The following is a 22,142-nucleotide window of genomic DNA, read 5'->3' as shown; positions in this document are numbered from 1 at the left end:
CGGGCCTCGTCCTCAAACGCCGGACGGGCTGATTGAACTGGACCGGCGTTGGCAAATTCAGCCCCTCCGGCGTTTGAGGAGCGGGGGTCCAGGGGGCAGTGCCCCCTGGAGGCGGGGTCGAAGGGGCAGCAGGCCCCTGGGGATGGGAACGGGTAGGGGCGGCGGGGGCGAAACCCTCAGTCGTCCGACGGTGTCCCGGGTTTCGTGGAGAGGATGTCGCGGGCCTGTTCCGCCGCTCGGGTGATGCTTTCGGAGACGAAGTCGAGGAAGCGGGCGATGTTTTCGAGGCGGATCGCGGCCGGGGTGTCGGGGCCGAGGACGGTGACGCCCTGGCGGGCGATCTCGACGATCTGGGCGGTGGAGCGGGCGCTGGCCATCATGGACTGGTACCAGATGTCGTCGTCGACGACGTAGCGCTCGCGGCGGCGCTCGTCGCGTTCCCGGCGCACCATGCCCTGGCTCTCCAGGAAGGTGATCGCCTTGGAGACGGAGGCGGGACTGACGTTCAGGCGCTGGACGAGTTCGGCGGCGGTCAGGCTGCCGGTGTCGGTGAGGGTGATGCAGGCCATCACGCGGGACATCATCGTGGGCATGCCGGAGCCCATCATGACGGTGGTGAACGTCTCCTCGTACACACGCACCGCCTCGGCATCACGCCCATGGGCCTGCTCGGGCGCCCGCGCGTCCCGGGGCGTGGTCCGCCTGCGCCGATGGGCGCGGCGTTCGGTGGCGCGATGGGCCACCTCGGCGCGGTAGGCGCTGGGGCCGCCGTTGCGCATGACTTCCCGCGTGACCGTCGAGGTGGGACGCTCCAGACGTCGGGCGATCTCCGCGTAGGCGAGGCCGTCGGTCAGCCCCAGCGCGATCTGCTGACGTTCCTGCTGGGTGAGCCTGCCTCCCGGCATCGGGGCCTCCTCCGTGCTGCGCGGAAGCCTGCAGCATAGTCGGGGGCGTTGCGTCGAGTGCGGCGACCAATGCAACGATTCCACGCCGTTCACCTGCTATGACTGCAACCGGACGCAACAGGCTCGCCCTTCCGCCCGCCTCAGCCGCCCGAGGTGTCCAGTTCCGCTTCCTCGCCGATCCCCGCGCAGTCGTACGGGTCCTTGAGCCAACCGTCGGGCAGGACAACCCTGTTGTTGCCCGAGGTACGTCCACGCGGCCCGTCGGCGCCCGTCGGCCAGGGCTGGTCGAGGTCCAACTCGTCGAGGCCGGAGCGGAGTTCCTCCAGGGAGGAGGTGATGGCGAGGCGCTTGCGCATCTCCGAGCCGACGGCGAAGCCCTTGAGGTACCAGGCCACGTGCTTGCGGAAGTCGATGACACCGCGGGCCTCGTCGCCGATCCACTCGCCGAGGAGCGTGGCGTGACGGACCATCACGTCGGCGACCTCACGCAGGGCGGGACGCGCGGTGTCCTGCGTACGGCCCTCGAAGACGGCCACAAGGTCGGAGAACAGCCATGGCCGCCCCAGGCATCCGCGCCCGACCACCACTCCGTCGCAGCCCGTCTCCCGCACCATCCGCACCGCGTCCTCGGCCGACCAGATGTCGCCGTTGCCGAGGACGGGGATCTCCGGCACATGCTCCTTGAGCCGGGCGATCGCGTCCCAGTCCGCGGTGCCGCCGTAGTGCTGGGCGGCGGTGCGGCCGTGCAGCGCGATGGCCGTCACGCCCTCCTCCACGGCGATACGGCCGGCGTCGAGGTAGGTGATGTGGTCGTCGTCGATGCCCTTGCGCATCTTCATCGTGACGGGGAGGTCCCCGGCCCCGCTCACCGCCTCGCGCAGGATCGCGCGCAGCAGATTCCGCTTGTACGGCAGTGCCGAGCCGCCGCCCTTGCGCGTCACCTTCGGGACCGGGCAGCCGAAGTTCAGGTCGATGTGGTCGGCGAGGCCCTCCTCGGCGATCATGCGGACGGCCTTGCCGACGGTCGCCGGGTCGACGCCGTACAGCTGGATCGAGCGCGGCTTCTCGGTCGCGTCGAAGTGGATCAGCTGCATGGTCTTCTCGTTGCGCTCGACCAGCGCCCGGGTGGTGATCATCTCGCTCACGAACAGCCCCTTGCCACCGCTGAACTCCCTGCACAGGGTGCGGAAGGGCGCGTTGGTGATGCCGGCCATGGGGGCCAGGACGACGGGCGGCTGCACGGTGTGCGGCCCGATCTGCAGGGTCGTGTTCGAGGTGGGCGTGATCGTGGGCATTCCCCCATTGTGGCGTACGACGGCCCGTGCTCGGCCGACCGATCTTGTACCTACCATTAGTTAGACGCACTATCGATACCGGCGTACGATGGAGCGCATGCCCGAGCCCAGCTTCCGCCGACGTCTGCTGGTCCTCGCGATCTGCTGCATGAGCCTGCTGATCGTGAGCCTCGACAACACCGTGCTGAACGTCGCGCTGCCGTCCATGCAGCACGATCTCGACACCTCCACGTCGGGTCTGCAGTGGACCATCGACGCGTACACGCTGGTGCTCGCCTCGCTCCTGATGCTGGCCGGCTCCACGGCCGACCGGATCGGCCGCAAGCGGGTCTTCGTCGCGGGCCTGGTCGTCTTCACGATCGGCTCGGTGCTGTGCTCGCTGGCCCCGAACCTGGAGGCGCTGGTCGCCTTCCGCATGGTGCAGGCGGTGGGCGGCTCGATGCTCAACCCGGTCGCCATGTCGATCATCACCAACACCTTCACCGACCCCCGTGAGCGGGCCAGCGCGATCGGGGCGTGGGGCGCGGTCGTCGGTATCTCCATGGCGGCAGGACCGCTGGTGGGCGGTCTGCTCGTGGACACCGTCGGCTGGCGCTCGATCTTCTGGATCAACGTCCCGGTCGGTCTCGCCGCCCTCCTGCTCACCCTCCGCTTCGTCCCCGAGTCCCGCGCCCCCAAGGCCCGTCGCACCGACCCGGTCGGCCAGCTCCTGGTGATCGCGCTGTTCGGCTCGATGACGTACGCGATCATCGAGGCGCCGAACACCGGGTTCGGCTCGGTCCTGCCGTACGCCGCGCTGGCGCTGGCCGCACTGATCGGGCTGCTGGTGTACGAGCCCCGGCGTGCCGAGCCGCTGATCGATCTGCGGTTCTTCCGGTCGGCGCCGTTCAGCGGGGCCACGGTGATCGCGGTCAGCGCGTTCGCGGCGCTGGGCGGGTTCCTGTTCCTGTCGACGCTGTACCTGCAGAACGTCCGCGGTCTCGACGCGATGCACGCCGGCCTGTGGATGCTGCCGATCGCGGCCCCCGCGTTCCTCTGCGCCCCGCTGTCCGGACGGCTGGTCGGCCGGCACGGACCGCGGCTGCCGCTGCTGGTCGCCGGCGTGTCGATCACCGCGAGCGGGGTGCTGTTCGCCGCGTTCGACGCGGAGACGTCCAACGTCACCCTGCTGATCGGGTACGTGCTGTTCGGCGTCGGGTTCGGGTTCGTCAACGCGCCGATCACCAACACGGCGGTGTCGGGGATGCCTCGGTCGCAGGCGGGCGTCGCCGCGGCGGTGGCTTCCACGAGCCGGCAGCTGGGGCAGACGCTGGGGGTCGCTGTGGTGGGGGCCGTGCTGGTGGCGGGCGTCGGGTCGTCCTCGTACGCCGACACGTTCGTCTCCGCCTCGGTGCCGGCCTGGTGGATCATCGCCGGGTGCGGGCTCGCGGTGCTGGTGCTGGGGGCTGTGACGAGTGGGGCTTGGGCCCGTGGGACGGCTGCGCGGACCGCTCAACGGTTGGAGGCGGTCGAGGTGCGCGAAGCGGCGGGGGTCAGCGCATAGTTCGGCGGGTGCGGGTTCGGCGGGTGCGGGTTCGGCGTGGCTGGTCGCGCCCGCGCGGCGGGGCCGCAGACCGACACAGCCCCGCGCCCCTGGGTGGGTCCACCTGAGCGAGCGGCAGTGGTTCAGGCGGATCTCGCGACCGCGATCGCGTGCAGCTTCTCCAGCCGCTTCCGCGACTCCTCGTCCGCCGGCGTGTAGGTGACCATGCGCGGCCCCAGGTCCGGTCCGAGCCACAGGTCGGTGTGGATGACGGAGACCCGGCCGACGTAGGCGTTGAGGAACTCCTTCTGCTTGCTGCGGTGGGAGACCACCTCATGGCGGTCCCAGGCCTCGCAGAACTCCGGGGACTCCGTGCGCAGCCGCTTCAGCAGCATCTTCCAGGCGGGCTCGGCGAGATGGTTGGCCATGGCGGCGCGCAGCCGGGCGGCCATGAGGCGGCGGGTCTCCTCCAGGTGCACGATCGACCCGGCCCACTCCTCGTTCGTGTAGCAGAGGACCATGCAGTTGCGGTCCTCCGGCGGCACCGCGTCCAGGTCGCACAGGAGCAGGCCGTAGGTGCGGTTGTGGGCGAGGATGTCGTAGCGGCTGTTCTGCACACAGGCCGGCAGCGGCTCCATCTGCTCGATCAGCTGGCGCAGTGCGGGCGTGACCGACGGGCAGCTGGTGGCCGGCGTCGGGTCCGCCGCCCCGGCGAGCTGGAAGAGGTGGGCGCGTTCGCTCGGGTCGAGCAGCAGGCTGCGGGCGAGGGCGTCCAGGACCTGGACGGAGACCTGGATGTCACGGGCCTGCTCCAGCCAGGTGTACCAGGTCACGCCGACCGCGGAGAGGTGGGCGACCTCCTCGCGGCGCAGACCGGGAGTGCGGCGCCGGCGGCCGCGGGGCAGGCCGACCTGCTCGGGCGTGATGTGCTCACGGCGGTGGCGCAGGAAGGCGGCGAGCTCGTGTCGCCGGATGTCCGCGGGAGCCGCCGTCGTCGTCTCCTGGACCGTCATCGTCATGCCTCCAGCGTGCCGCCGTACGGACCCTGTTTCCAGGTACTCCTTCTACCAGGATAAAGAGACTCTGGTACCCGTCTGACGGGAAGCGGAGGCTTGTCTCCGTGAGCACCGAAACCACCACCCCAGGCCAGGTCCGCACCGCGAGCGCGCCACCCGTGCTCGGCGGCCTCGGACTCTTCACCGTGCTGCTCGGCGCGGCACTCCCCCTCATCGACTTCTTCATCGTCAACGTCGCCCTGCCCACCATCGGCCACGATCTCGCGGCGAGCGAGTCGGTCCTCGAACTCATCGTCTCCGGCTACGGGTTGGCGTACGCCGTCCTCCTCGTCCTCGGCGGCCGGCTCGGCGATCTCTTCGGCCGCCGCCGGCTCTTCCTCGGCGGCATGGCGGCCTTCGGCCTGACCTCACTGGCCTGCGGGCTCGCCCCCACCGCATGGACCCTGGTCGCGGCCCGGGTCGCGCAGGGCGCGGCGTCCGCGGCGATGCTGCCGCAGGTGCTGGCGACGATCCAGGCGGCGACCTCGGGACAGCGGCGTGCGAAGGCGATGGGCCTGTACGGCGCGACGGCCGGTCTGTCGATGGTGGCGGGCCAGATCCTCGGCGGTGTGCTGGTCGCGGCCACGCCTTTGTCTTTTCTTTTTGGCGCGGGCACGGGCTGGCGCTCGGTGTTCCTGGTGAACGTCCCGGTCGTCCTCGTGGGCCTGTTCCTGGCCGCCCGTGCCGTGCCCGAGACCCGCTCCCAGAACCCGGAGCCGGTGGACGGCCCGGGCACGGTCCTGCTCGCCGCGTCCCTGCTCACGCTGCTGGCCCCGCTGACCGAGGGCCGCTCCGCGGGGTGGCCGCTGTGGACGTGGCTGTCGCTGGCGGCGTTCCCGTTCGTGGCGGCGGCGTTCTACGCGGTGGAGCGCGGGGCGGACCGGCGGGGGCGGACGCCCCTGGTGCCGCCGAGCCTGTTCCGACTGGTGTCCCTGCGGCGCGGGTTGGTGATGATCGTGCCGTTCTCCATCGGCTTCAGCGGCTTCATGTTCGTGATCGCGGTGGCGCTCCAGCGGGGCGCGGGGCTCGGCCCGGTGCGGGCGGGTCTCGCGCTGGCTCCGATGGCGGTCGTGTTCTTCTTCGCCTCCCTCGCGGGTCCGCGGCTGGTGGCGAAGTACGGGACGCGCGTGGTGACCGCGGGCGCCGGGATCCAGGCGGTGGGCGTGGGCCTGATCGCGCTGGCGGCGTGGCGCTCCTGGCCGGACCTGGGCCTTGTGGAGTTGCTGCCCGGCGCGGCGATCGCGGGCGCGGGCCAGGCCCTTCAACTCCCGGTGATCTTCCGGATCGTGCTCTCCGAGGTGCCGACCGTGAGGGCGGGCGTGGGCAGCGGGGTCATGGTCACCACCCAACAGTCCGCCCTGGCCCTGGGGGTGGCGACGCTCGGCACCCTGTTCCTGTCCCTGACCCCGGGGTTGGGCATGCGGGACGCGCTGGTGACGACACTCCTGGTGCAGCTGGTGGGCGTGGCCCTGACCGGGCTGCTGAGCCTGCGGCTGCCGCGGACGGTCGGATGAGGCGGTTCAAGGATCGACGAACTTGCCGTGAAGATACTCCTGTTGATGTTGGTCTTGCTGCACACTCCTAGCCGGAGGCGAGGCCATGTTGCAGATCAACACCAGCAAAGTGAGCCGCTGGGACCAGCACGGACGCGAGCACGTCGTCCAAGTGCAGCGCAAAGGCGCGCAGCGCACGATCAGATGCGACACCTGCGGCTGGCGCAAGAACGCGCAGTTCCTGCCGTGGCTGAAGGCGGAGGAGCACCTCGCGGAGGAACACCAGGCGACGGTGGACCCGAGCGCGGGCTAATCTGCGCCCATGCCGAAGAAGGAGCCCAAGGAACTGATCGTCGACCTGCGGGGCCGCCCGATCGACACCTTCGACGACTTCTACGACGCCATCACCGAACCCTGCGGGCTGCCCGACTGGTTCGGCCGCAACCCCGATGCCTTGAGGGACACCCTCCAGGTCGGCGGGATCTCCGAGATCGTCGACTCCTACGACCGCATCGTCTTCCACATCGACAGACGCGGTGTCTTTTCCAAGAACAACGTCGATACGAGGGCGTTCCGTGCGGCGTTCGCGGGCAGACAGTCGCAGCTGATCGTGCACAGGGCGGAATGATCGGGACCACGTTCCGCACCGACGACGTGCCCATGGCGGACCGGTTCGAGCATCACCGGGGTGGGCGTGGAGTTCCCCAAGTCCTTGCTGCCCCTGCGGCCGGCCCGGGTCCGGGAACCACTGGGCAGACGACTGTCCGGGCGGCAGGGGACGGGCGCCCTGCTGACGGGCTTCCTCACCGGCCTGGACCAGCAGTCCGGTTTCCTCCAGCCGTCCGACGCTCCCCGCCTGGGCATGGTCCTGATCGATCTGATGGCGGCGTGGCTCGCCCAGGAACTGGACGGCCCCGCGGACACCGACGGCTCCGGCTGGGACGCCTACCCCATGGCCGACGAGTACGCACCGGGCAAGTTCTATGTCGTCTGGGAGTACGACACCTCGCGCATCGAGGTGGCCAAGCTCGACATCTCGAACCTCTAGCCCCGCAACCCCCGCACCAGCACATCCACCACCGCCGCGAAGTCGTCCCACACCTCCGGCCGCTCCCACTCCCTCGCATAACCGGGGTCGTGGAAGCGGCCGGTGGCGTGGAAGACGGCTCGGGCGGTGGTGGCCGGGTCGGGGGCGGTGAAGGTGCCCGCCGCGACGCCGGACCGCACGATCTCGGTCAACTGGTCGGTGAGCTCGGTGAGATGGGCGCCGACCACGTCACCGGTGTCCCCGGCCAGAACCGAGTACGTGGCGAAGAGTTCGGGGTCGTCGCCCGCCTTGCGCCGCTTCGCCTCAAGGAGCGCCGCGAGCCAGTCGCGGAGCCGGGCCTCCGGAGCACGGTCGGCCGCCGCGACGATGCCGGCCAGTTCCGCCGTCGTCCGGTCCAGCCACCGCTTCGTCACCGCCTCCCGCAGCGCCGCCTTCGTACGGAAGTGCCGGTAGACACTGCCGTGGCTGACGCCGAGCGCGCGGGCCACGTCCACCACGGTCGCCTTCGCCGGGCCGTGGCGGCGCAGCACCTCCTCGGTGGCCTCGAGGATGCGCTCGGCGGTCAGGGGCTCGCTGGTCGGAGGCATGCGTAGACGGTACCCGGCACCGTGATCAGCGCTCGCTGTCGAGCATGGCCATCAGCGCGGGGGCGTACCGCTCACCGGCTGCCGCGTCCGCCGGTACGGCGGCCTCGATGGCGGCGAGGTCGGCCGCGTCCAGGGTCACGTCCAGGGCGCCGAGGGCCTCGCCGAGCCGGTCGCGGGTGCGGGCGCCGATCAGCGGCACGATGGCCGTACCTTGCCTCGGGCCCTGGGACATCACCCAGGCGATGGCGATCTGCGCGACGGAGACACCCTTCTGCTCGGCGATCTTGCGCAGGGACTCGACCAGCGTGAGGTTGTGCTGGAGGTTGTCGCTCTGGAAGCGGGGCGAGTGGGCGCGCCAGTCGGTCGCGGCGTACTGCTGCCCAGCCGTGACATGGCCGGAGATCAGCCCGCGCGAGAGGACGCCGTACGCGGTGACGGCGATGCCCAGCTCGCGCAGGGTGGGCAGGATCTCCCGCTCGGGGCCGCGGGAGATGAGCGCGTACTCGATCTGGAGGTCGGCGATCGGGGCGGTGGCGGCGGCCCGGCGGATGGTGTCGGCGCCGACCTCGCTGAGCCCGATGTGGCGGACGTACCCCTTCTCGACCAGTTCCGCGATCGCGCCGATGGTCTCCTCGATCGGCACGTCCGGGTCGAGCCGGGCGGGGCGGTAGACGTCGATGTGGTCGACACCGAGGCGCTGGAGGGAGTACGCGGCGAAGTTCTTGACGGCGGCCGGGCGCCCGTCGAAGCCGTACCAGCTGTCGTCCGGGCCGCGCAGGGCGCCGAACTTCACGCTGGTCAGCGCGTTCTCGCGGAGGGCGGCCGGGGCGGTGCGCAGGGCCTCGGCGATCAGCAGTTCGTTGTGGCCCATGCCGTAGAAGTCGCCGGTGTCGAGCAGGGTGATGCCGGCTTCCAGGGCGGCGTGGACGGTGGCGATGGACTCGGCGCGGTCCGCCTCGCCGTACACGCCCGACATGCCCATGCAGCCGAGGCCGAGGGCGGAGACCTGGGGGCCGGTGGTTCCGAGGGTGCGGGGGGTCTGTGTCGTCATGCCCTCCACCATGACATGACAGCTGACAGATTTCAATATCTGTCAGCTGTCATGCGTCCGTCGTGGCCAGCTTGGCCCCGAGCAGCACGAACGACCCAGCGAAACTCCGCCGCAGCCACGCCATCACCCTCGGCCGCCCGATCACATGACGGCGGACCGACGCCGCCAGCACCCCGTACGCGGCGAACACCACAAAGGTGGCCAGCATGAACACCCCGCTCAGCACCAGCATCCGAAGCAGCGCGCCCGACTCCCCCGACGGCACGAACTGCGGCAGGAACGCGAAGAAGAAGATCGTCAGCTTCGGATTGAGGACGTTGATCAGCACGGCCCGGACGACGACCCGCCCCGCGGAGACGGGAGCGGCGTCCCGCTCCACGGCGATCGCCTCCCGGTCCCGCAGCGTCGCCCACGCCATCCACAGCAGATACGCGACACCGGCGTACTTCAGGACCTGGAACGCCGTCGCGCTCGCATGCAGCAGCGCCGCCACCCCGGTGATCGCCGCCACCATGTGCGGCACGATCCCCAGGGTGCAGCCGAACGCGGCGACGACACTCGCGCGCCGCCCGCGCGACAGCCCCGCCGCGAGCGTGTAGACGACACCGGTACCGGGAGTGGCGACCACGACGAGGGTGGTCAGCAGGAACGCGAGACTCATGCGGACCACCCTGCCGCGGCCGGTGATCGCCCCACAGGGCCAATCGCGCGGCTCCATGGCGGACCAATCGGGGGCGCCAACCCGGCTGGTCGCAAAGGGACTTACCCGGAACCCGGCACTCCGGGATTTACTGATCGGATGACTGACAGGAACGGAATACTCTCCGGCAAAGTCGTGATGATCACCGGCGCGTCCAGCGGGATCGGCGAGGCCGCCGCCCGGCTGTTCGCGGCGGAGGGGGCGGCCGTGGTCCTCATGGCCCGGCGCGAGAAGACCCTGGACCAGCTCGCCGAGGAGATCTCCGCGGCGGGCGGCCGGGCGGCGGTCAGCGCGGGCGACGTCGCGGACGCCGAGGACGTCCGCCGCGCGGTGGCCACCGCGACGGAGCGGTTCGGGGCGCTGGACGGGGCGTTCAACAACGCCGGATACGCCGGCGACAAGATCGCTCCCCTGCACGAACTCGACGAGGCCCACTTCGACCGTGTCATGGACGTCAACGTGCGCGGCACCTGGAACTGTCTGCGCGCCCAGATCCCGGTGATGCTGGCGGCCGGCGGGGGTGCCGTCGTCAACACCGCCAGCACGGCCGCGATGGGGGCGACCGGCGCCCCGGTGCCCTATGTCGCCGCCAAGCACGCGGTGCTCGGTCTGACCCGGGCGGCCGCGGCGGAGTACGCCGAGCGCGGTATCCGGATCAACACCCTCCTGGTGGGCACGACCCGTACCGAGATGATCGCCCAGGCCGTCGAAGGCCGTCCGGAGCTCGCGGAGCACTTCGTCGCCCGGCAGATGCAGAAGCGGATGGCAGAACCCGCCGAAATCGCCGAGGCGGCGCTGTGGCTGCTCAGCGACCGCGCCTCCTTCGCCACGGGCGCCGCCCTCGCGGTGGACGGCGGCCACACCGCCAACTGACCCCGCCCGCGCCCGGATACGCCGAAGCCCCCGCGTCCGTCGAGGACGCGGGGGCTTCGGATGCCCGCTGCCGAGCGCGGTCGAGCGAGACCGCGAACGGCGTCAGCAGCCGATCAGCCGGCTCGCCAGGTAGCCCTCGATCTGGTCCAGCGACACGCGCTCCTGCTTCATCGAGTCACGCTCGCGGACGGTGACCGCGTTGTCCTCGAGCGTGTCGAAGTCGACCGTGACGCAGAACGGCGTACCGATCTCGTCCTGGCGACGGTAGCGGCGGCCGATGGCGCCGGCGTCGTCGAACTCGATGTTCCAGTTCTGACGCAGCGTCTGGGCCAGGCCCTTGGCCTTCGGCGACAGCTCCGGGTTGCGGGACAGCGGCAGCACCGCGACCTTCACCGGGGCCAGCCGGTGATCCAGGCGCAGCACGGTGCGCTTCTCCAGCTTGCCCTTGGCGTTGGGGGCCTCGTCCTCGACGTAGGCGTCGAGGAGGAACGCCAGCATCGCGCGGCCGACACCGGCCGCGGGCTCGATGACGTACGGCGTCCAGCGCTCCTGGGCTTCCTGGTCGTAGAAGAAGAGGTCCTGGCCGGAGGCCTTGGAGTGCGCGTTGAGGTCGTAGTCGGTGCGGTTGGCCACACCTTCGAGCTCGCCCCACTCGTTGCCGCCGAACTGGAAGCGGTACTCGATGTCAGCGGTGCGCTTGGAGTAGTGGGAGAGCTTCTCCTGCGGGTGCTCGAACCACCGCATGTTCTCCTCGCGCATGCCGAGACCGGTGTACCAGTTCCAGCGCTGCTCCATCCAGTACTCCTGCCACTTCTCGTCCTCGCCCGGCTTGACGAAGAACTCCATCTCCATCTGCTCGAACTCGCGGGTGCGGAAGATGAAGTTGCCGGGCGTGATCTCGTTGCGGAAGGACTTGCCCATCTGCGCGATGCCGAACGGGGGCTTCTTGCGCGAAGTGGTCTGCACCTGGGAGAAGTTGGTGAAGATGCCCTGCGCGGTCTCGGGGCGCAGGTACGCGACCGAGCCGGTGTCCTGCGTCGGGCCGAGGTGCGTGGAGAGCAGACCCGAGAACTGCTTGGGCTCGGTGAACTGGCCCTTGTTGCCGCAGTGCGGGCAGTTGATGTCCGCGAGGCCGTTCTCCGGGAGGCGGCCCTTCTTGGCCTCGTACTCCTCCTCCAGGTGGTCCGCGCGGAACCGCTTGTGGCAGGAGGTGCACTCGGTCAGCGGGTCGGAGAACGTGGCGACGTGGCCGGAGGCCACCCAGACCTCGGGGGCCAGGATCACGGACGAGTCGATACCGACGACGTCCTCGCGCGAGGTCACCATGTAGCGCCACCACTGGCGCTTCAGGTTCTCCTTGAGCTCGACACCCAGCGGTCCGTAGTCCCAGGCGGCCTTCTGGCCGCCGTAGATCTCACTGCAGGGGAATACGAAGCCACGGCGCTTGCTCAGGCTGACGATGGTGTCGATCTTGTCGGCGGCCACGGTGCTCTCTTCATTACGACGACGGGCGACGAAGCATCTCTGCGATCGAACGGTGCGATCGAGCAGTGCTTCAGAGCGAATGCTTCAGGTTACCGGCGGGGCCTGCCCCTCAATCAAATCGGTTCGGTCTACGGGCCCTCGCGGGCCTCCTACCACGCTTTGTTGACAACCGTTTCCATATTTGTTGAAAATGACTGTCATGAACGTACGACGACACCACATATCCGGGATCGCGATCGCGGCCGTCACCGCTCTCGGTCTCGGCGCCCTGTCCGCCTGCTCGACCGACAGCGCCGCGGCCGGCGACACGGACAAGTTCGACGTCGTCGCGTCGTTCTACCCGATGCAGTACCTCGCCCAGCAGATCGGCGGGGACCACGTGAACGTCACCACGCTCACCGAGCCCGGTCAGGAACCGCACGACCTGGAGCTCAGCACCAAGCAGACCGCCGAGCTGGGCGAGGCGGACGCCGTGCTCTACCTCAAGAGCCTCCAGCCGGCCGTCGACGAGGCCGTCTCCCAGTCCGGGGTCAAGACGAAGATCGACGCGGCCTCGCTGACCAAGCTGGAGGACCACGGCGACGTCGAGCACGAGCACGGAGCCGCCGAGGAAGAGCCCGCCGGGGAAGAGGAGGAGCACGCCCTCGACCCGCACCTCTGGCTCGACCCGGTGAAGTACCGTGAGGTCGCCGAGGGCGTCGCCAAGGCCTTCGAGAAGGCCGACCCCGACCACGCGGCCGACTACAAGAAGAACGCCGCCGCGCTGACGAAGAAGCTCGACGCCCTCGACACCGCGTACGAGGACGGGCTGAAGAACAGCGCGACCAAGGTCTTCTTCACCAACCACGCCGCCTTCGGCTACCTCGCCGAGCGCTACGGCCTCACCCAGGAGGCCATCTCCGGCCTGGACCCGGAGAGCGAGCCCAGCCCGGCCCGGATCAAGGAGCTCCAGACCGAGGCCAAGGCCGACGGTGTGACCACCGTGTTCTACGAGACACTGGTGTCCGACAAGACCGCGAAGACCCTCGCCCAGGACGCGGGACTGAAGACGGACGTCCTCGACCCGCTCGAGGGGATCACCGACAAGTCCAAGGGCGACGACTACTTCCAGGTCATGGAGTCCAACCTCTCGGCGCTGCAGAAGGCTCTAGGCGCCAAATGAGCATCCCGGAGGCCCTTGTGACCGAGCCCGTCATATCGATGCGTGGTGTCCGCGCCGACCTGGGCTCACGTCCCGTCCTGCGCGGCATCGACCTCACCGTGCACCGCGGTGAGGTCGTCGCGCTGCTCGGCGCCAACGGCTCGGGCAAGTCCACGGCCGTGCGCAGCGTCATCGGCCAGGTGCCGGTCGCGGCCGGCGAGATCGAGCTGTTCGGCACCCCGCGCCGCCGGTTCCGCGACTGGGCGCGCGTGGGCTACGTCCCGCAGCGCACCACGGCCGCGGGCGGCGTGCCCGCCACCGTGACCGAGATCGTCGCCTCCGGCCGCCTCTCCCGGGCCCGCTTCGGCATGCTGCGCAAGGCCGACCACGCGGCCGTACGCCACGCCCTGGAGCTGGTCGGCATGGCGGACCGCGCCAAGGACTCCGTGAACGCCCTCTCCGGCGGCCAGCACCAGCGCGTACTCATCGCCCGCGCACTGGCCTCCGACCCCGAACTGCTGATCATGGACGAGCCGATGGCGGGCGTCGACCTGGCCAGCCAGGAGGTGCTGGCGCGGACCCTGCGCGAGCAGGTGGCACAGGGGGCGACCGTCCTCCTCGTCCTCCATGAACTGGGCCCCCTGGAGCCGCTGATCGACCGCGCGGTCGTCCTGCGCGACGGCTGCGTGATGCACGACGGCCCGCCCCCGAAGGCCGTCGGCCAGCACGCGCTGCCCGGCCACGACCACGTACACCCGCACGCGGCTCACGACGCCGAACCGATCCGGACGGGACTGCTGAGCTGATGGAATTCCTGAACTACGCCTTCATGCAACGGGCTCTGCTCGCCGCCGTCCTCGTCGGCATCACGGCCCCCGCGATCGGCATCTACCTGGTCCAGCGCCGCCAGGCCCTCATGGGCGACGGTATCGGCCACGTCGCGATGACCGGCGTCGGCCTCGGCTTCCTGCTCTCCTGGTCGCCGGTGTGGACGGCGACGATCGTGTCGGTCCTCGGCGCGGTCCTCATGGAGCTGATCCGCTGGTTCGGCCGCACCCGCGGCGACATCGCCCTCGCGATGCTCTTCTACGGCGGCATGGCCGGCGGCGTGATGTTCATCAACCTCGCGCCGACGGGCTCCAACGCGAACCTGACTTCCTATCTGTTCGGGTCGCTCTCGACGGTCTCGCAGGACGATGTGACCGCGATCTGTGTGCTCGCCGCCTTCGTGGTGTTGGTCACCCTGGGCCTGCGCCGGCAGCTCTTCGCGGTCAGCCAGGACGAGGAGTTCGCGCGCGTCACGGGCCTGCCGGTGCGCGCCCTGAACCTGCTGACCGCGATCACGGCGGCCGTGACCGTGACGGTGGCCATGCGTGTGGTCGGCCTGCTCCTGGTGTCGGCCCTGATGGTGGTGCCCGTGGCGGCGGCGCAGCAGCTCACCCGCAGCTTCGCGGCGACCTTCGCGATCGCCGTGGCCATCGGCGTCAGCGTGACCATCGGGGGCACGGTGACGTCGTACTACCAGGACGTCCCGCCCGGCGCGACGATCGTGCTGCTGACCATCGGCGCGTTCATCGTGCTGACCGTGCTGGCGACCCCGCTCGCCCGGCGCCGAGCCCGTCAGGCGGCCGCGGCGCAGCCCGGCGGCGACCCGGCGGAGTGCACGATTCCGGCCGGCCGGGAGGCGACCGGGAAGGTCGGCGTCTGACTCCGCACAGACCGGGCTGGCACAATGGCCCGGCAAGTGCAGACGTGAGGAGGCAACCGGTGACGACCGCTGGACCGCCCGTCAAGGGCCGCGCGACCCGACAGCGGGCCGCCGTGGCGGCGGCGCTCGACGAGGTCGACGAGTTCCGCAGTGCGCAGGAACTCCACGACATGCTCAAGCACAAGGGCGACTCGGTCGGCCTGACCACGGTCTACCGCACGCTCCAGAACCTCGCCGACGCGGGCGAGGTCGACGTCCTGCGCACCTCCGACGGCGAGTCCGTCTACCGCCGCTGCTCCACCGGCGACCACCACCACCACCTGGTGTGCCGGGTGTGCGGCAAGGCCGTCGAGGTCGAGGGCCCGGCGGTGGAGAAGTGGGCCGAGGCGATCGCGGCGGAGCACGGCTACGTCAATGTGGCGCACACGGTCGAGATCTTCGGCACATGCGCGGACTGCGCGGGGCGCGCCGGGGGGTGACCCGAGCGGATTCCACCGCGGCCCCGTTTCAACGCGCGGGAGACCGTGGGTGGTCTCCCGCAGCGTCGACGGCCCGGGGGAACGCGCGGCGGCTACGGGGTGGCCCCCTGGTCGGGAGTCCTTCCCTGCATGGCCCGGAGTTCCTCGTTCGGGATCGCGCCACCGAAGCGGCGGTCCCGGGAGGCGAACTCCACACACGCCCGCCACAGGTCGCGGCGGTCGAAGTCCGGCCACAGGACGTCCTGGAAGACCATCTCGGCGTACGCGCTCTGCCACAGCAGGTAGTTGGAGGTGCGCTGCTCGCCACTGGGGCGCAGGAACAGGTCCACGTCCGGCATGTCCGGGTAGTAGAGGTACTTCGCGAAGGTCTTCTCGGTCACCTTCGACGGGTCGAGGCGCCCGGCCCGGACGTCCTCGGCGAGGGCCTGCGCGGCGTCGGCGATCTCGGCACGGCCGCCGTAGTTCATGCAGAAGTACAGGGTGAGCTTGTCGTTGTCCTTGGTCTGCTCCTGGGCGATCTGGAGCTCCTTGGCGACCGACTTCCACAGCTTGGGCATCCGGCCCACCCAGCGCACCCGGATACCGAGCTCGTCGAGGGTGTCACGGGTCTTGCGGATGAAGTCACGGTTGAAGTTCATCAGGAAGCGCACCTCGTCGGGCGAGCGCTTCCAGTTCTCGGTGGAGAAGGCGTACAGCGAGATGGCGCCGACGCCGATCTCGACCCCGCCCTGAAGCACGTCGAGAACGCGCTCGGCACCGACCTTGTGACCCTCGGTGCGCGGCAGCCCGCGCTCCTTGGCCCATCGGCCGTTCCCGTCCATGACGATCGCCACATGCTTGGGGACGAGCTCGCCGGGCAGCTTCGGCGCACGGGCGCCGGACGGGTGCGGCTCCGGCGACTTGTACTCGCGGCGCTGGCGCCCCAACAGCCGGCCTACCACCATGTGCTTCTCGATTCCTCTTCGGCTTACTTCTCTACGTAACGCAGCGAGCGGAGCCCGCGTTCCAGATGCCAGTGCAGGTAGGCGGAGACCAGCCCGCTGCCCTCCCGGACGTGCCGCGGCTCGCTCGCGTCCGCGGTCTCCCAGTCTCCCGTAAGCAGCGCGCCGAGGAGTTCCAGGGTCTGCGGCGAGGGTACGACGCTCCCCGGCACCCGGCAGTCCACGCAGACGGAACCGCCCGAACCGACCGAGAAGAACCGGTTCGGCCCGGGCAGACCGCACTTGGCGCAGCCGCTGAAGCTCGGGGCGTACCCGTTGACGGCGAGGGAGCGCAGCAGGAAGGCGTCGAGCACCAGGTTCGGGGCGTGCTCGCCCCGGGAGAGCGTCCGCAGGGCGCCGACGAGCAGTAGGTACTGCTGTACGGCCGGCTCGCCCTCGTGGTCGGTGAACCGCTCGGCCGTCTCCAGCATGGCCGTCCCGGCGGTGTACCGCGCGTAGTCGCTGACGATGCCGCCGCCGTACGGCGCGATGGTCTCGCTCTGGGTGCACAGCGGCAGCGCGCGCCCGACCAGCTCGCTGCCGCGCGCGAAGAACTGCACGTCGACGTGGGAGAAGGGTTCGAGCCGCGCCCCGAACTTGGACTTGGTGCGCCGGACACCGCGGGCCACGGCCCGTACCCGTCCGTGACCGCGGGTGAGCAGGGTGATGATGCGGTCGGCTTCGCCGAGTTTCTGGGTGCGCAGCACGACGCCGTCGTCACGGAAGAGGCTCATCGGGCGGCTCCCGGGGTGGTGCGTTCCCTGGGTGCGCGCGGCGTGATCCGGTCCGCCTCACCCAGCCTCTGGGTGCGCAGCACGATGCCGTCGTCGCGGAACAGGCTCATGGGTCCATTCTCCCGTACGCGCGGGGGTCAGCGGGCACGGTCCGGGTGGCTGATGGTGTCCCACGGGGCCAGGTTCCAGGGGCTGTCCCTGTTGGCGGGGTCGAGGAGGGCGCGGAGGTGGGCGTCGGCGGTCGTCTGCGGGGCGGGGGCGTCGGGGGTGCCGTCCAGCCCGTCCTTCCACACCTTGCGGCCCAGCAGGTAGTCGTCGGCGTACTCCTGCCAGGAGGCGTACGCCGACACCACCGCCGGCACGATGTTCTTCAGGGCGGTCCAGGCCTCGCCCTCGGTGATCATCCCGCCGGCGAAACCGCGCCGGGAGATGTCGACGTACAGGGCGGCGTCCCAGGCGAGCGGGGAGACACCGAGGACGCGCTGGGCCCGGGCCCGGTATCCGGAGCGGGCCAGCTCGTCGAGCCGGTCGGCCAGCTCGTCCCGCGAGGTGATCTCCCACTGCTCGGCCAGCCAGCGCCGGGCACCGTCGTCGTCGGTCCGCGTGAACGGGTACAGGGTGGTCCGCGAGGCGCCCCGGTCCCGGCTCACGGGCGCGCTCAGCGACACCATCCAGAGTTGGTGCGTGGTGAGCGGCGGCGCGGGGGGACGGTCGGTGGCCTTCCGCCTCGCTCTCGTCCATCTGCGTATGCTCCACAGGCCCATGCGCCCGCACCCTACGACACCGGCGTCAAGGCACCTCGCCCCGGCTGCGGGCGTTGGCGTACGCGTTCGCCGCGCTGAGCCGCTCGGCGGGGGTGGCCCGGCGGACGGTGTCCGGGGCCGCGTCCCACTCCTTTCCGCCGCCGTACGGTCTGAGTTGTACGTACGGTCCTTCGTGTCCCATGACGATGCCGACCTTTCCGCTCCGGGTGTCCACGACGTGGCTTCCGACGGGGGGTTTCATTTCCGCTCCTCTTTCGTCACCGTCAGCTGGATCCCCCGCCTTTTCGAGTTTCACGCTTTTCACCTACGGCGCCACGCTGTGCTCCTACACTCGGCAGGAGTCTGTGCACGCCAAGGGTGGGGTGGCACAGGGGCGTTGAGCCGTGGCCAAGGGTTCACCTGACCTGCGGGCTTTCGTATACGGCCTTTATATGGGGCAGTTCGAGCAGGAAAGCCCGCGGCGGGAAGGCGGTAGGGGAATTATGCGGCGGATATCGCCGCCCTACGCCACGCGGATTGGTTCGACTTCATTCGAGCGCATTCGAGTTCACGGGAACTGCGAGTCCAGACACCACTGGGGTAAACCCCCCGATCAACACGGTAGTTGACCGGATGGGGGTCTCGAAGAAGATCGGCGAGGCTCGGTCCCATGACGCAGATCAAGCGCAACGCCGCCCTCGTAGCCGTCACCGCCGTCGCCCTCGGGATGGTCACTCCGCTGGCCGTCGCGGTGGAGCAGGCGCCCACCCTCGACTGGAAGAAGTGCGCCGGCTCAACCCTCGACCCCCGTCAGCAGTGCGCCACCCTTGAGGTGCCCATGGACTACACCCACCCGGGCGGCCGGAAGATCGAGATCGCCGTCTCACGGATTCCGAGCGAGAACCCGGACGCCCGGCGTGGGGCACTGTTCCTGATCCCCGGCGGTCCGGGTGGGTCGAGCCTCAACGACCCCTCGAACAAGGGGCAGAAGCTGCCGCAGGAGGTGCGGGACGCCTACGATCTCATCGGGTTCGCGCCTCGTGGGCTCGCGCCCTCCACATCCGTCGACTGCGGGCTGGAGCACGGGGACCTCGCGCTCTCCAAGCTGCGGCCGTGGCCCGCCGCGGACGGGTCCGTCGACGGCAACATGGCCACCGCCCGGCGGATGGCGGACGCCTGCGCGGCGAACGGCGGTGAGCTCATCCAGCACCTCAGCACCCGTAACGAGGCCCGCGACCTGGACCGGCTGCGGACCGCGCTGGGCGAGCGGAAGATCTCCGCGTGGGGAGTGTCGTACGGGACGTACGTCGGCTCCGTCTACGCCCAGTTGTTCCCGGCGCGCACGGACCGGTTCGTGCTGGACAGCAATGACGACCCCGACCCGAAGAAGGTCTCCAGGGCCTGGCTCGCCGGGCACGAGCAGGGTGTCGAGGACACCTTCCCGGAGTTCGCCAAGTGGGCCGCGGAGCCCGGGAATCAGTACCGTCTCGCCGATACGGCCGCCGAGGTGCGGCCGCTGTTCCTGCGGCTGGCCGAACGGCTCGACCGGGAGCCGATCCCCTGGCCCGGCGCCAACCCCGAGGAGCTGAACGGCAACGTCCTGCGCCAGACCATGCTGGACACCCTCTACGATCCGGACAACTTCCCCGCTCTGGCCGCGCTGATGCCGGCCGCCGAGAGCGGCACCCTGCCGCCCGCGCCCGCCTCGCCGCCCGACGCGGCGCTGCAGAACGTCACCGCCGTCGGCGCCGGGACCCTCTGCAACGACGTCGCGTGGCCCACCTCAACGGCGGTGTACGAGAAGGGTGTTGCCGAGAGCCGGATCAAGTACCCGCTGACCGCCGGCATGCCGCGCAACGCGATGGTCTGCGCTGCCTGGCCCTACACGCCGAAGGAGCCGCCGGTCCGCGTCACCGACCGAGGGCCGTCGAACATCCTGCTCGTGCAGAACGAACGGGACGTCGCCACCCCCGTGAGCGGCGCCCTGAAGCTCCGCGAGGCCCTCGGCCGGCGCGCTGTCATGGTCACCGTGAACTCCACGGGCCACGGCTCCTATCTCCGCAACGGCAACGCGTGCGGGGACGAGACCGTGTCGAGGTTCCTCGCCACCGGTGAGCGTCCCGCCGCCGACACCTACTGCCGCTGACCTGCCCTGCGGTAGGCACGGGCCACCGCGTGGAAAGCCTCCTTCGGCTCTCGGTGCCAGCCCGTGTCCGGGTCGCCGGGGCGGTCCTGGATCGCCTTGGCGATGCCGTAGCTCGCCATGTCGAGGTCATGGCGGGGGTCGTCGGGGCGGTGCGGGGCGTCCGCGGTGAGGAACTCGAACACCATCGCCGCGTACAGGTTCATCGACTCGAAGACGGCCAGCAGGTCGAGCAGGTAGGCCGCCTGGGTGCGTTCGCTGCGGACCGGAGGCGGGTCTCCCTTGATCTCCGGCGGTGTCTTGCCGTAGTCGACGATGTCCCAGCCCATGCCACCCGCCTCGGGGGCGCCACGGTAGGCGCAGGTGCCGAACTCGGTGATGGCGACGGGCTTGCCCCGGCGCAGATGCTGCTTCAACTCCCGTACGTAGTCCTTTCGTTGCGGGAAGTACGAGTAGTAGTCGATGCCCACCACGTCGAAGAGGTTCCAGTCGACGTGGTCGATCTCCGGGGCGGAGGCGTAGCTCAGCCGGCCGTGGAAGACCTTACGGCCGAGCGCCGCCGCCTTCGCCGTGAAGCGGGCCAGGCGGCGCTGCATCTGCGCCCAGTCGACGGTGCCGTTCTGGAGGTTCTCGATGCGCTCGAAGACCGTGTCCCCCGGGATGATCCCGGGCACGAACAGCCAGAACTCGCAGCCCACGCTGAACTCGACGCTCGCGCCCTGCCGACGCAGCCGCTCCGCGAACCGGCCGGTCTCGGCGAGGTGGTCGAGGATGTCCCGTTCCGGGACGTCGCCGAGGGTGGGCTGGAGCCAGATGTGCAGTCCGAGCTCCGCCGCCTCGGCGGCGGTGGCGGTGAGGCGTTCGACGCCGTCGCCGGTGACGTCGACGGTGTCGGCGTGCAGGTCGTCGCGGATAGCGCGGAGGTCCGCCCGCATCCGGTCGGCGCTCCACGCGGTCGCCGGCGTCTCACCGGCGACGAGGGTGTAGACGACACCCCGACGGGTCAGCCCACCCCGGCCGACGGCCTCACCCCGCCCGACCGCCCCGGCCCCGCCCGCGGGCAGCACCGCCCCCGCCATCCCGACCGCCGCCGCTGCGGCCAGGAACTGTGCCCGGTTGATCCCCTTGGTCTTCTCCATACGGCCACTGTGGCGAGCCCGCGCCCGCCCCGCCGTCCGCCGATGGTCTACGGCCCCGCAACCAAGGAATGCGTTCCGGCGTCGATCTACTGAGGAGATCGTCCACGCCCGCCTGACAAAGGCGCGTCCACCGAACGAAGGAGAGCGCGATCTTAGCCCGACGTACCCTTCTCGCCGCCTCTGCCGCCACTCTCGTGGCGGCCGCCCCCGCGCACGCCACCACCTCCCGGGTCTCCGAACGCCTCCGCGAGCTGGAGCAGCGACACGGCGCCCGTCTGGGCGTGTTCGCCCGCAACCTCGGCACCGGCCGGACCGTCCGGCACCGCGCGGACGAACTGTTCCCGATGTGCTCGCTGTTCAAGACCCTGGCTTCCGCGGCCGTACTGCGCGATCTGGACCGCGACGGCGAGTTCCTGTCCCGCCGGATCCACTACACGGACGCCGATCTGCCCAAGGAGGGCTCCGACAAGACCCGCGAGCACCTGGCCGACGGTATGACGGTCGCCGAACTCGCCGAGGTCGCCATCACCTTCAGCGACAACGGCGCCGGCAACCTCCTGCTGCGTGAGCTCGGCGGGCCCACCGCCATCACCCGCTTCGCCCGCTCCCTCGGCGACCGGGTGACCCGCCTGGACCGCTGGGAGACCGAGCTCAACTCGGCGGAGCCCTGGCGGATCACGGACACGACGAGCCCCTACGCGATCGGCCGGACGTACGGCCGACTGGTCCTCGGCGACGCCCTGAACCGTCGCGACCGCGAGCTTCTCACGCACTGGCTGCTGAACAACACCACGAGCGGGACCCGGCTGCGCGCCGGGCTGCCCAAGACGTGGACGGTCGCCGACAAGACGGGCGGCGGTTCCTACGGCACCAACAACAACGTGGGCATCGCCTGGACGCCGGAGGGCACCCCACTCGTGCTGGCCGTCCTGACGACGATGCCGGAGCAGTCCGCCGCCCGCGACGACCTGCTGGTCGCCGACACGGCCAAGGCGCTTGCGGAGACGCTTGGTTGACGGCTCGGCCGACGGGAAAGCACTGCCGACGCGGTGGGCCACCGG

24 protein-coding genes and 1 pseudogene are annotated in these 22,142 nt (G+C 70.4%); 12 read left to right on the top strand and 13 right to left on the bottom strand.

Features of this window, described 5'->3' with window-relative positions; genetic code table 11:
• Window positions 1-176: 176 nt before the first annotated feature.
• Together TN53_RS34255 and dusB are read right to left on the bottom strand one after the other, a co-directional pair.
• Window positions 177-905 carry a helix-turn-helix domain-containing protein gene (locus TN53_RS34255; RefSeq protein ID WP_046262681.1) on the bottom strand — a complete coding sequence of 243 codons (729 nt, stop codon included), beginning with the start codon at window positions 903-905 and terminating at the stop codon, window positions 177-179.
• 140 nt (window positions 906-1,045) lie between these two features.
• The gene (dusB, locus tag TN53_RS34250) at window positions 1,046-2,200 is read right to left on the bottom strand and encodes a tRNA dihydrouridine synthase DusB (RefSeq protein ID WP_046262680.1); all 1,155 of its coding nucleotides are present in this window, start codon (window positions 2,198-2,200) and stop codon (window positions 1,046-1,048) included.
• A 97-nt stretch (window positions 2,201-2,297) separates the two neighbouring features.
• On the opposite strand from dusB, the gene TN53_RS34245 reads away from it, so the two are divergent.
• The gene (locus TN53_RS34245) at window positions 2,298-3,743 is read left to right on the top strand and encodes an MFS transporter (RefSeq protein ID WP_046262679.1); all 1,446 of its coding nucleotides are present in this window, start codon (window positions 2,298-2,300) and stop codon (window positions 3,741-3,743) included.
• Between the two features lie 122 nt (window positions 3,744-3,865).
• Here the strand turns inward: TN53_RS34245 and TN53_RS34240 are convergent, their stop codons facing one another.
• On the bottom strand, window positions 3,866-4,741 hold the full coding sequence (locus TN53_RS34240) for a helix-turn-helix transcriptional regulator (RefSeq protein WP_420719153.1): 876 nt from the start codon (window positions 4,739-4,741) through the stop codon (window positions 3,866-3,868).
• Between the two features lie 101 nt (window positions 4,742-4,842).
• On the opposite strand from TN53_RS34240, the gene TN53_RS34235 reads away from it, so the two are divergent.
• From TN53_RS34235 to TN53_RS48600, 4 genes and pseudogenes are all read left to right on the top strand, one after another.
• Window positions 4,843-6,291 (top strand): MFS transporter, encoded by a 1,449-nt coding sequence (locus TN53_RS34235; protein ID WP_046262678.1) that lies wholly within the window; start codon window positions 4,843-4,845, stop codon window positions 6,289-6,291.
• 85 nt (window positions 6,292-6,376) lie between these two features.
• Window positions 6,377-6,583 carry a hypothetical protein gene (locus TN53_RS34230; protein ID WP_046262677.1) on the top strand — a complete coding sequence of 69 codons (207 nt, stop codon included), beginning with the start codon at window positions 6,377-6,379 and terminating at the stop codon, window positions 6,581-6,583.
• 9 nt (window positions 6,584-6,592) lie between these two features.
• Window positions 6,593-6,898: a barstar family protein gene (locus tag TN53_RS34225; protein WP_046262676.1), complete on the top strand. Its 306-nt coding sequence runs from the start codon at window positions 6,593-6,595 to the stop codon at window positions 6,896-6,898.
• Window positions 6,899-6,949: 51 nt separating this feature from the next.
• Window positions 6,950-7,180: pseudogene (locus TN53_RS48600) on the top strand (AraC family transcriptional regulator); the annotation flags it as partial.
• Between the two features lie 134 nt (window positions 7,181-7,314).
• Here the strand turns inward: TN53_RS48600 and TN53_RS34215 are convergent.
• From TN53_RS34215 to TN53_RS34205, 3 genes are read right to left on the bottom strand one after another with little or no spacing between them, the layout of a single operon-like run.
• A complete protein-coding gene (locus TN53_RS34215; protein WP_046262674.1) occupies window positions 7,315-7,905 on the bottom strand; it encodes a TetR family transcriptional regulator in 591 nt (196 codons plus the stop codon).
• A gap of 25 nt (window positions 7,906-7,930) precedes the next feature.
• Complete coding sequence (locus TN53_RS34210) at window positions 7,931-8,956, bottom strand: aldo/keto reductase (protein WP_046262685.1); 1,026 nt, start codon at window positions 8,954-8,956, stop codon at window positions 7,931-7,933.
• Window positions 8,957-9,005: 49 nt separating this feature from the next.
• Complete coding sequence (locus TN53_RS34205; RefSeq protein WP_046262673.1) at window positions 9,006-9,617, bottom strand: LysE family translocator; 612 nt, start codon at window positions 9,615-9,617, stop codon at window positions 9,006-9,008.
• 138 nt (window positions 9,618-9,755) lie between these two features.
• Here TN53_RS34205 and TN53_RS34200 point away from each other — a divergent pair, with 138 nt between their 5' ends.
• Window positions 9,756-10,529, top strand: a complete 774-nt coding sequence (locus TN53_RS34200) for an SDR family NAD(P)-dependent oxidoreductase (RefSeq protein ID WP_095046886.1) — start codon at window positions 9,756-9,758, stop codon at window positions 10,527-10,529.
• Window positions 10,530-10,631: 102 nt separating this feature from the next.
• Here the strand turns inward: TN53_RS34200 and TN53_RS34195 are convergent, their stop codons facing one another.
• A complete protein-coding gene (locus TN53_RS34195; RefSeq protein WP_046262671.1) occupies window positions 10,632-12,014 on the bottom strand; it encodes a glycine--tRNA ligase in 1,383 nt (460 codons plus the stop codon).
• A gap of 199 nt (window positions 12,015-12,213) precedes the next feature.
• On the opposite strand from TN53_RS34195, the gene TN53_RS34190 reads away from it, so the two are divergent.
• Genes TN53_RS34190 through TN53_RS34175 form a run of 4 tightly spaced genes read left to right on the top strand, consistent with a single transcriptional unit; the run spans window position 12,214 to window position 15,342 of the window.
• Entirely contained in the window at window positions 12,214-13,176 is a 963-nt protein-coding gene (locus tag TN53_RS34190) for a zinc ABC transporter substrate-binding protein (RefSeq protein ID WP_046262670.1), read from the top strand.
• Window positions 13,173-13,961, top strand: coding sequence for a metal ABC transporter ATP-binding protein (locus tag TN53_RS34185; RefSeq protein WP_046262669.1), 789 nt, complete (start codon window positions 13,173-13,175; stop codon window positions 13,959-13,961). Before TN53_RS34190 ends, TN53_RS34185 begins: the two co-directional genes overlap by 4 nt.
• Window positions 13,961-14,863 (top strand): metal ABC transporter permease, encoded by a 903-nt coding sequence (locus TN53_RS34180; protein ID WP_046262668.1) that lies wholly within the window; start codon window positions 13,961-13,963, stop codon window positions 14,861-14,863. The genes TN53_RS34185 and TN53_RS34180 overlap by 1 nt, the downstream gene beginning before the upstream one ends.
• Window positions 14,864-14,922: 59 nt before the next feature.
• Window positions 14,923-15,342: a Fur family transcriptional regulator gene (locus tag TN53_RS34175; RefSeq protein ID WP_046262667.1), complete on the top strand. Its 420-nt coding sequence runs from the start codon at window positions 14,923-14,925 to the stop codon at window positions 15,340-15,342.
• Window positions 15,343-15,434: 92 nt separating this feature from the next.
• Here TN53_RS34175 and TN53_RS34170 read toward each other — a convergent pair whose 3' ends face one another.
• The 5 genes from TN53_RS34170 to TN53_RS34155 form a co-directional block, all read right to left on the bottom strand.
• Window positions 15,435-16,286 carry an isoprenyl transferase gene (locus TN53_RS34170; RefSeq protein WP_046262666.1) on the bottom strand — a complete coding sequence of 284 codons (852 nt, stop codon included), beginning with the start codon at window positions 16,284-16,286 and terminating at the stop codon, window positions 15,435-15,437.
• A gap of 23 nt (window positions 16,287-16,309) precedes the next feature.
• Complete coding sequence (gene recO / locus TN53_RS34165; protein WP_046262665.1) at window positions 16,310-17,056, bottom strand: DNA repair protein RecO; 747 nt, start codon at window positions 17,054-17,056, stop codon at window positions 16,310-16,312.
• Window positions 17,053-17,166, bottom strand: coding sequence for a recombination protein O N-terminal domain-containing protein (locus tag TN53_RS48595; RefSeq protein ID WP_234441768.1), 114 nt, complete (start codon window positions 17,164-17,166; stop codon window positions 17,053-17,055). Before TN53_RS48595 ends, recO begins: the two co-directional genes overlap by 4 nt.
• A 27-nt stretch (window positions 17,167-17,193) precedes the next feature.
• Entirely contained in the window at window positions 17,194-17,727 is a 534-nt protein-coding gene (locus TN53_RS34160; protein ID WP_234441767.1) for a DUF1266 domain-containing protein, read from the bottom strand.
• Between the two features lie 118 nt (window positions 17,728-17,845).
• Window positions 17,846-18,061: a hypothetical protein gene (locus tag TN53_RS34155; protein ID WP_046262663.1), complete on the bottom strand. Its 216-nt coding sequence runs from the start codon at window positions 18,059-18,061 to the stop codon at window positions 17,846-17,848.
• Between the two features lie 408 nt (window positions 18,062-18,469).
• Here TN53_RS34155 and TN53_RS34150 point away from each other — a divergent pair, with 408 nt between their 5' ends.
• On the top strand, window positions 18,470-19,945 hold the full coding sequence (locus tag TN53_RS34150; RefSeq protein WP_046262662.1) for an alpha/beta hydrolase: 1,476 nt from the start codon (window positions 18,470-18,472) through the stop codon (window positions 19,943-19,945).
• Here TN53_RS34150 and TN53_RS34145 read toward each other — a convergent pair.
• Entirely contained in the window at window positions 19,933-21,081 is a 1,149-nt protein-coding gene (locus TN53_RS34145; RefSeq protein WP_046262661.1) for a hypothetical protein, read from the bottom strand. The genes TN53_RS34150 and TN53_RS34145 overlap by 13 nt on opposite strands.
• A gap of 149 nt (window positions 21,082-21,230) precedes the next feature.
• Between TN53_RS34145 and bla the strand changes: the two genes are divergently transcribed.
• Complete coding sequence (bla, locus tag TN53_RS34140) at window positions 21,231-22,097, top strand: class A beta-lactamase (protein ID WP_046262660.1); 867 nt, start codon at window positions 21,231-21,233, stop codon at window positions 22,095-22,097.
• Window positions 22,098-22,142: the final 45 nt, after the last annotated feature.

The organism is Streptomyces sp. WM6386 (assembly GCF_000972385.1).
In the GTDB taxonomy this organism is placed as follows: Bacteria; Actinomycetota; Actinomycetes; order Streptomycetales; family Streptomycetaceae; genus Streptomyces.
Note: the sequence above shows the minus strand (reverse complement) of the source record. Positions and strands in the feature narration are given on the sequence as shown.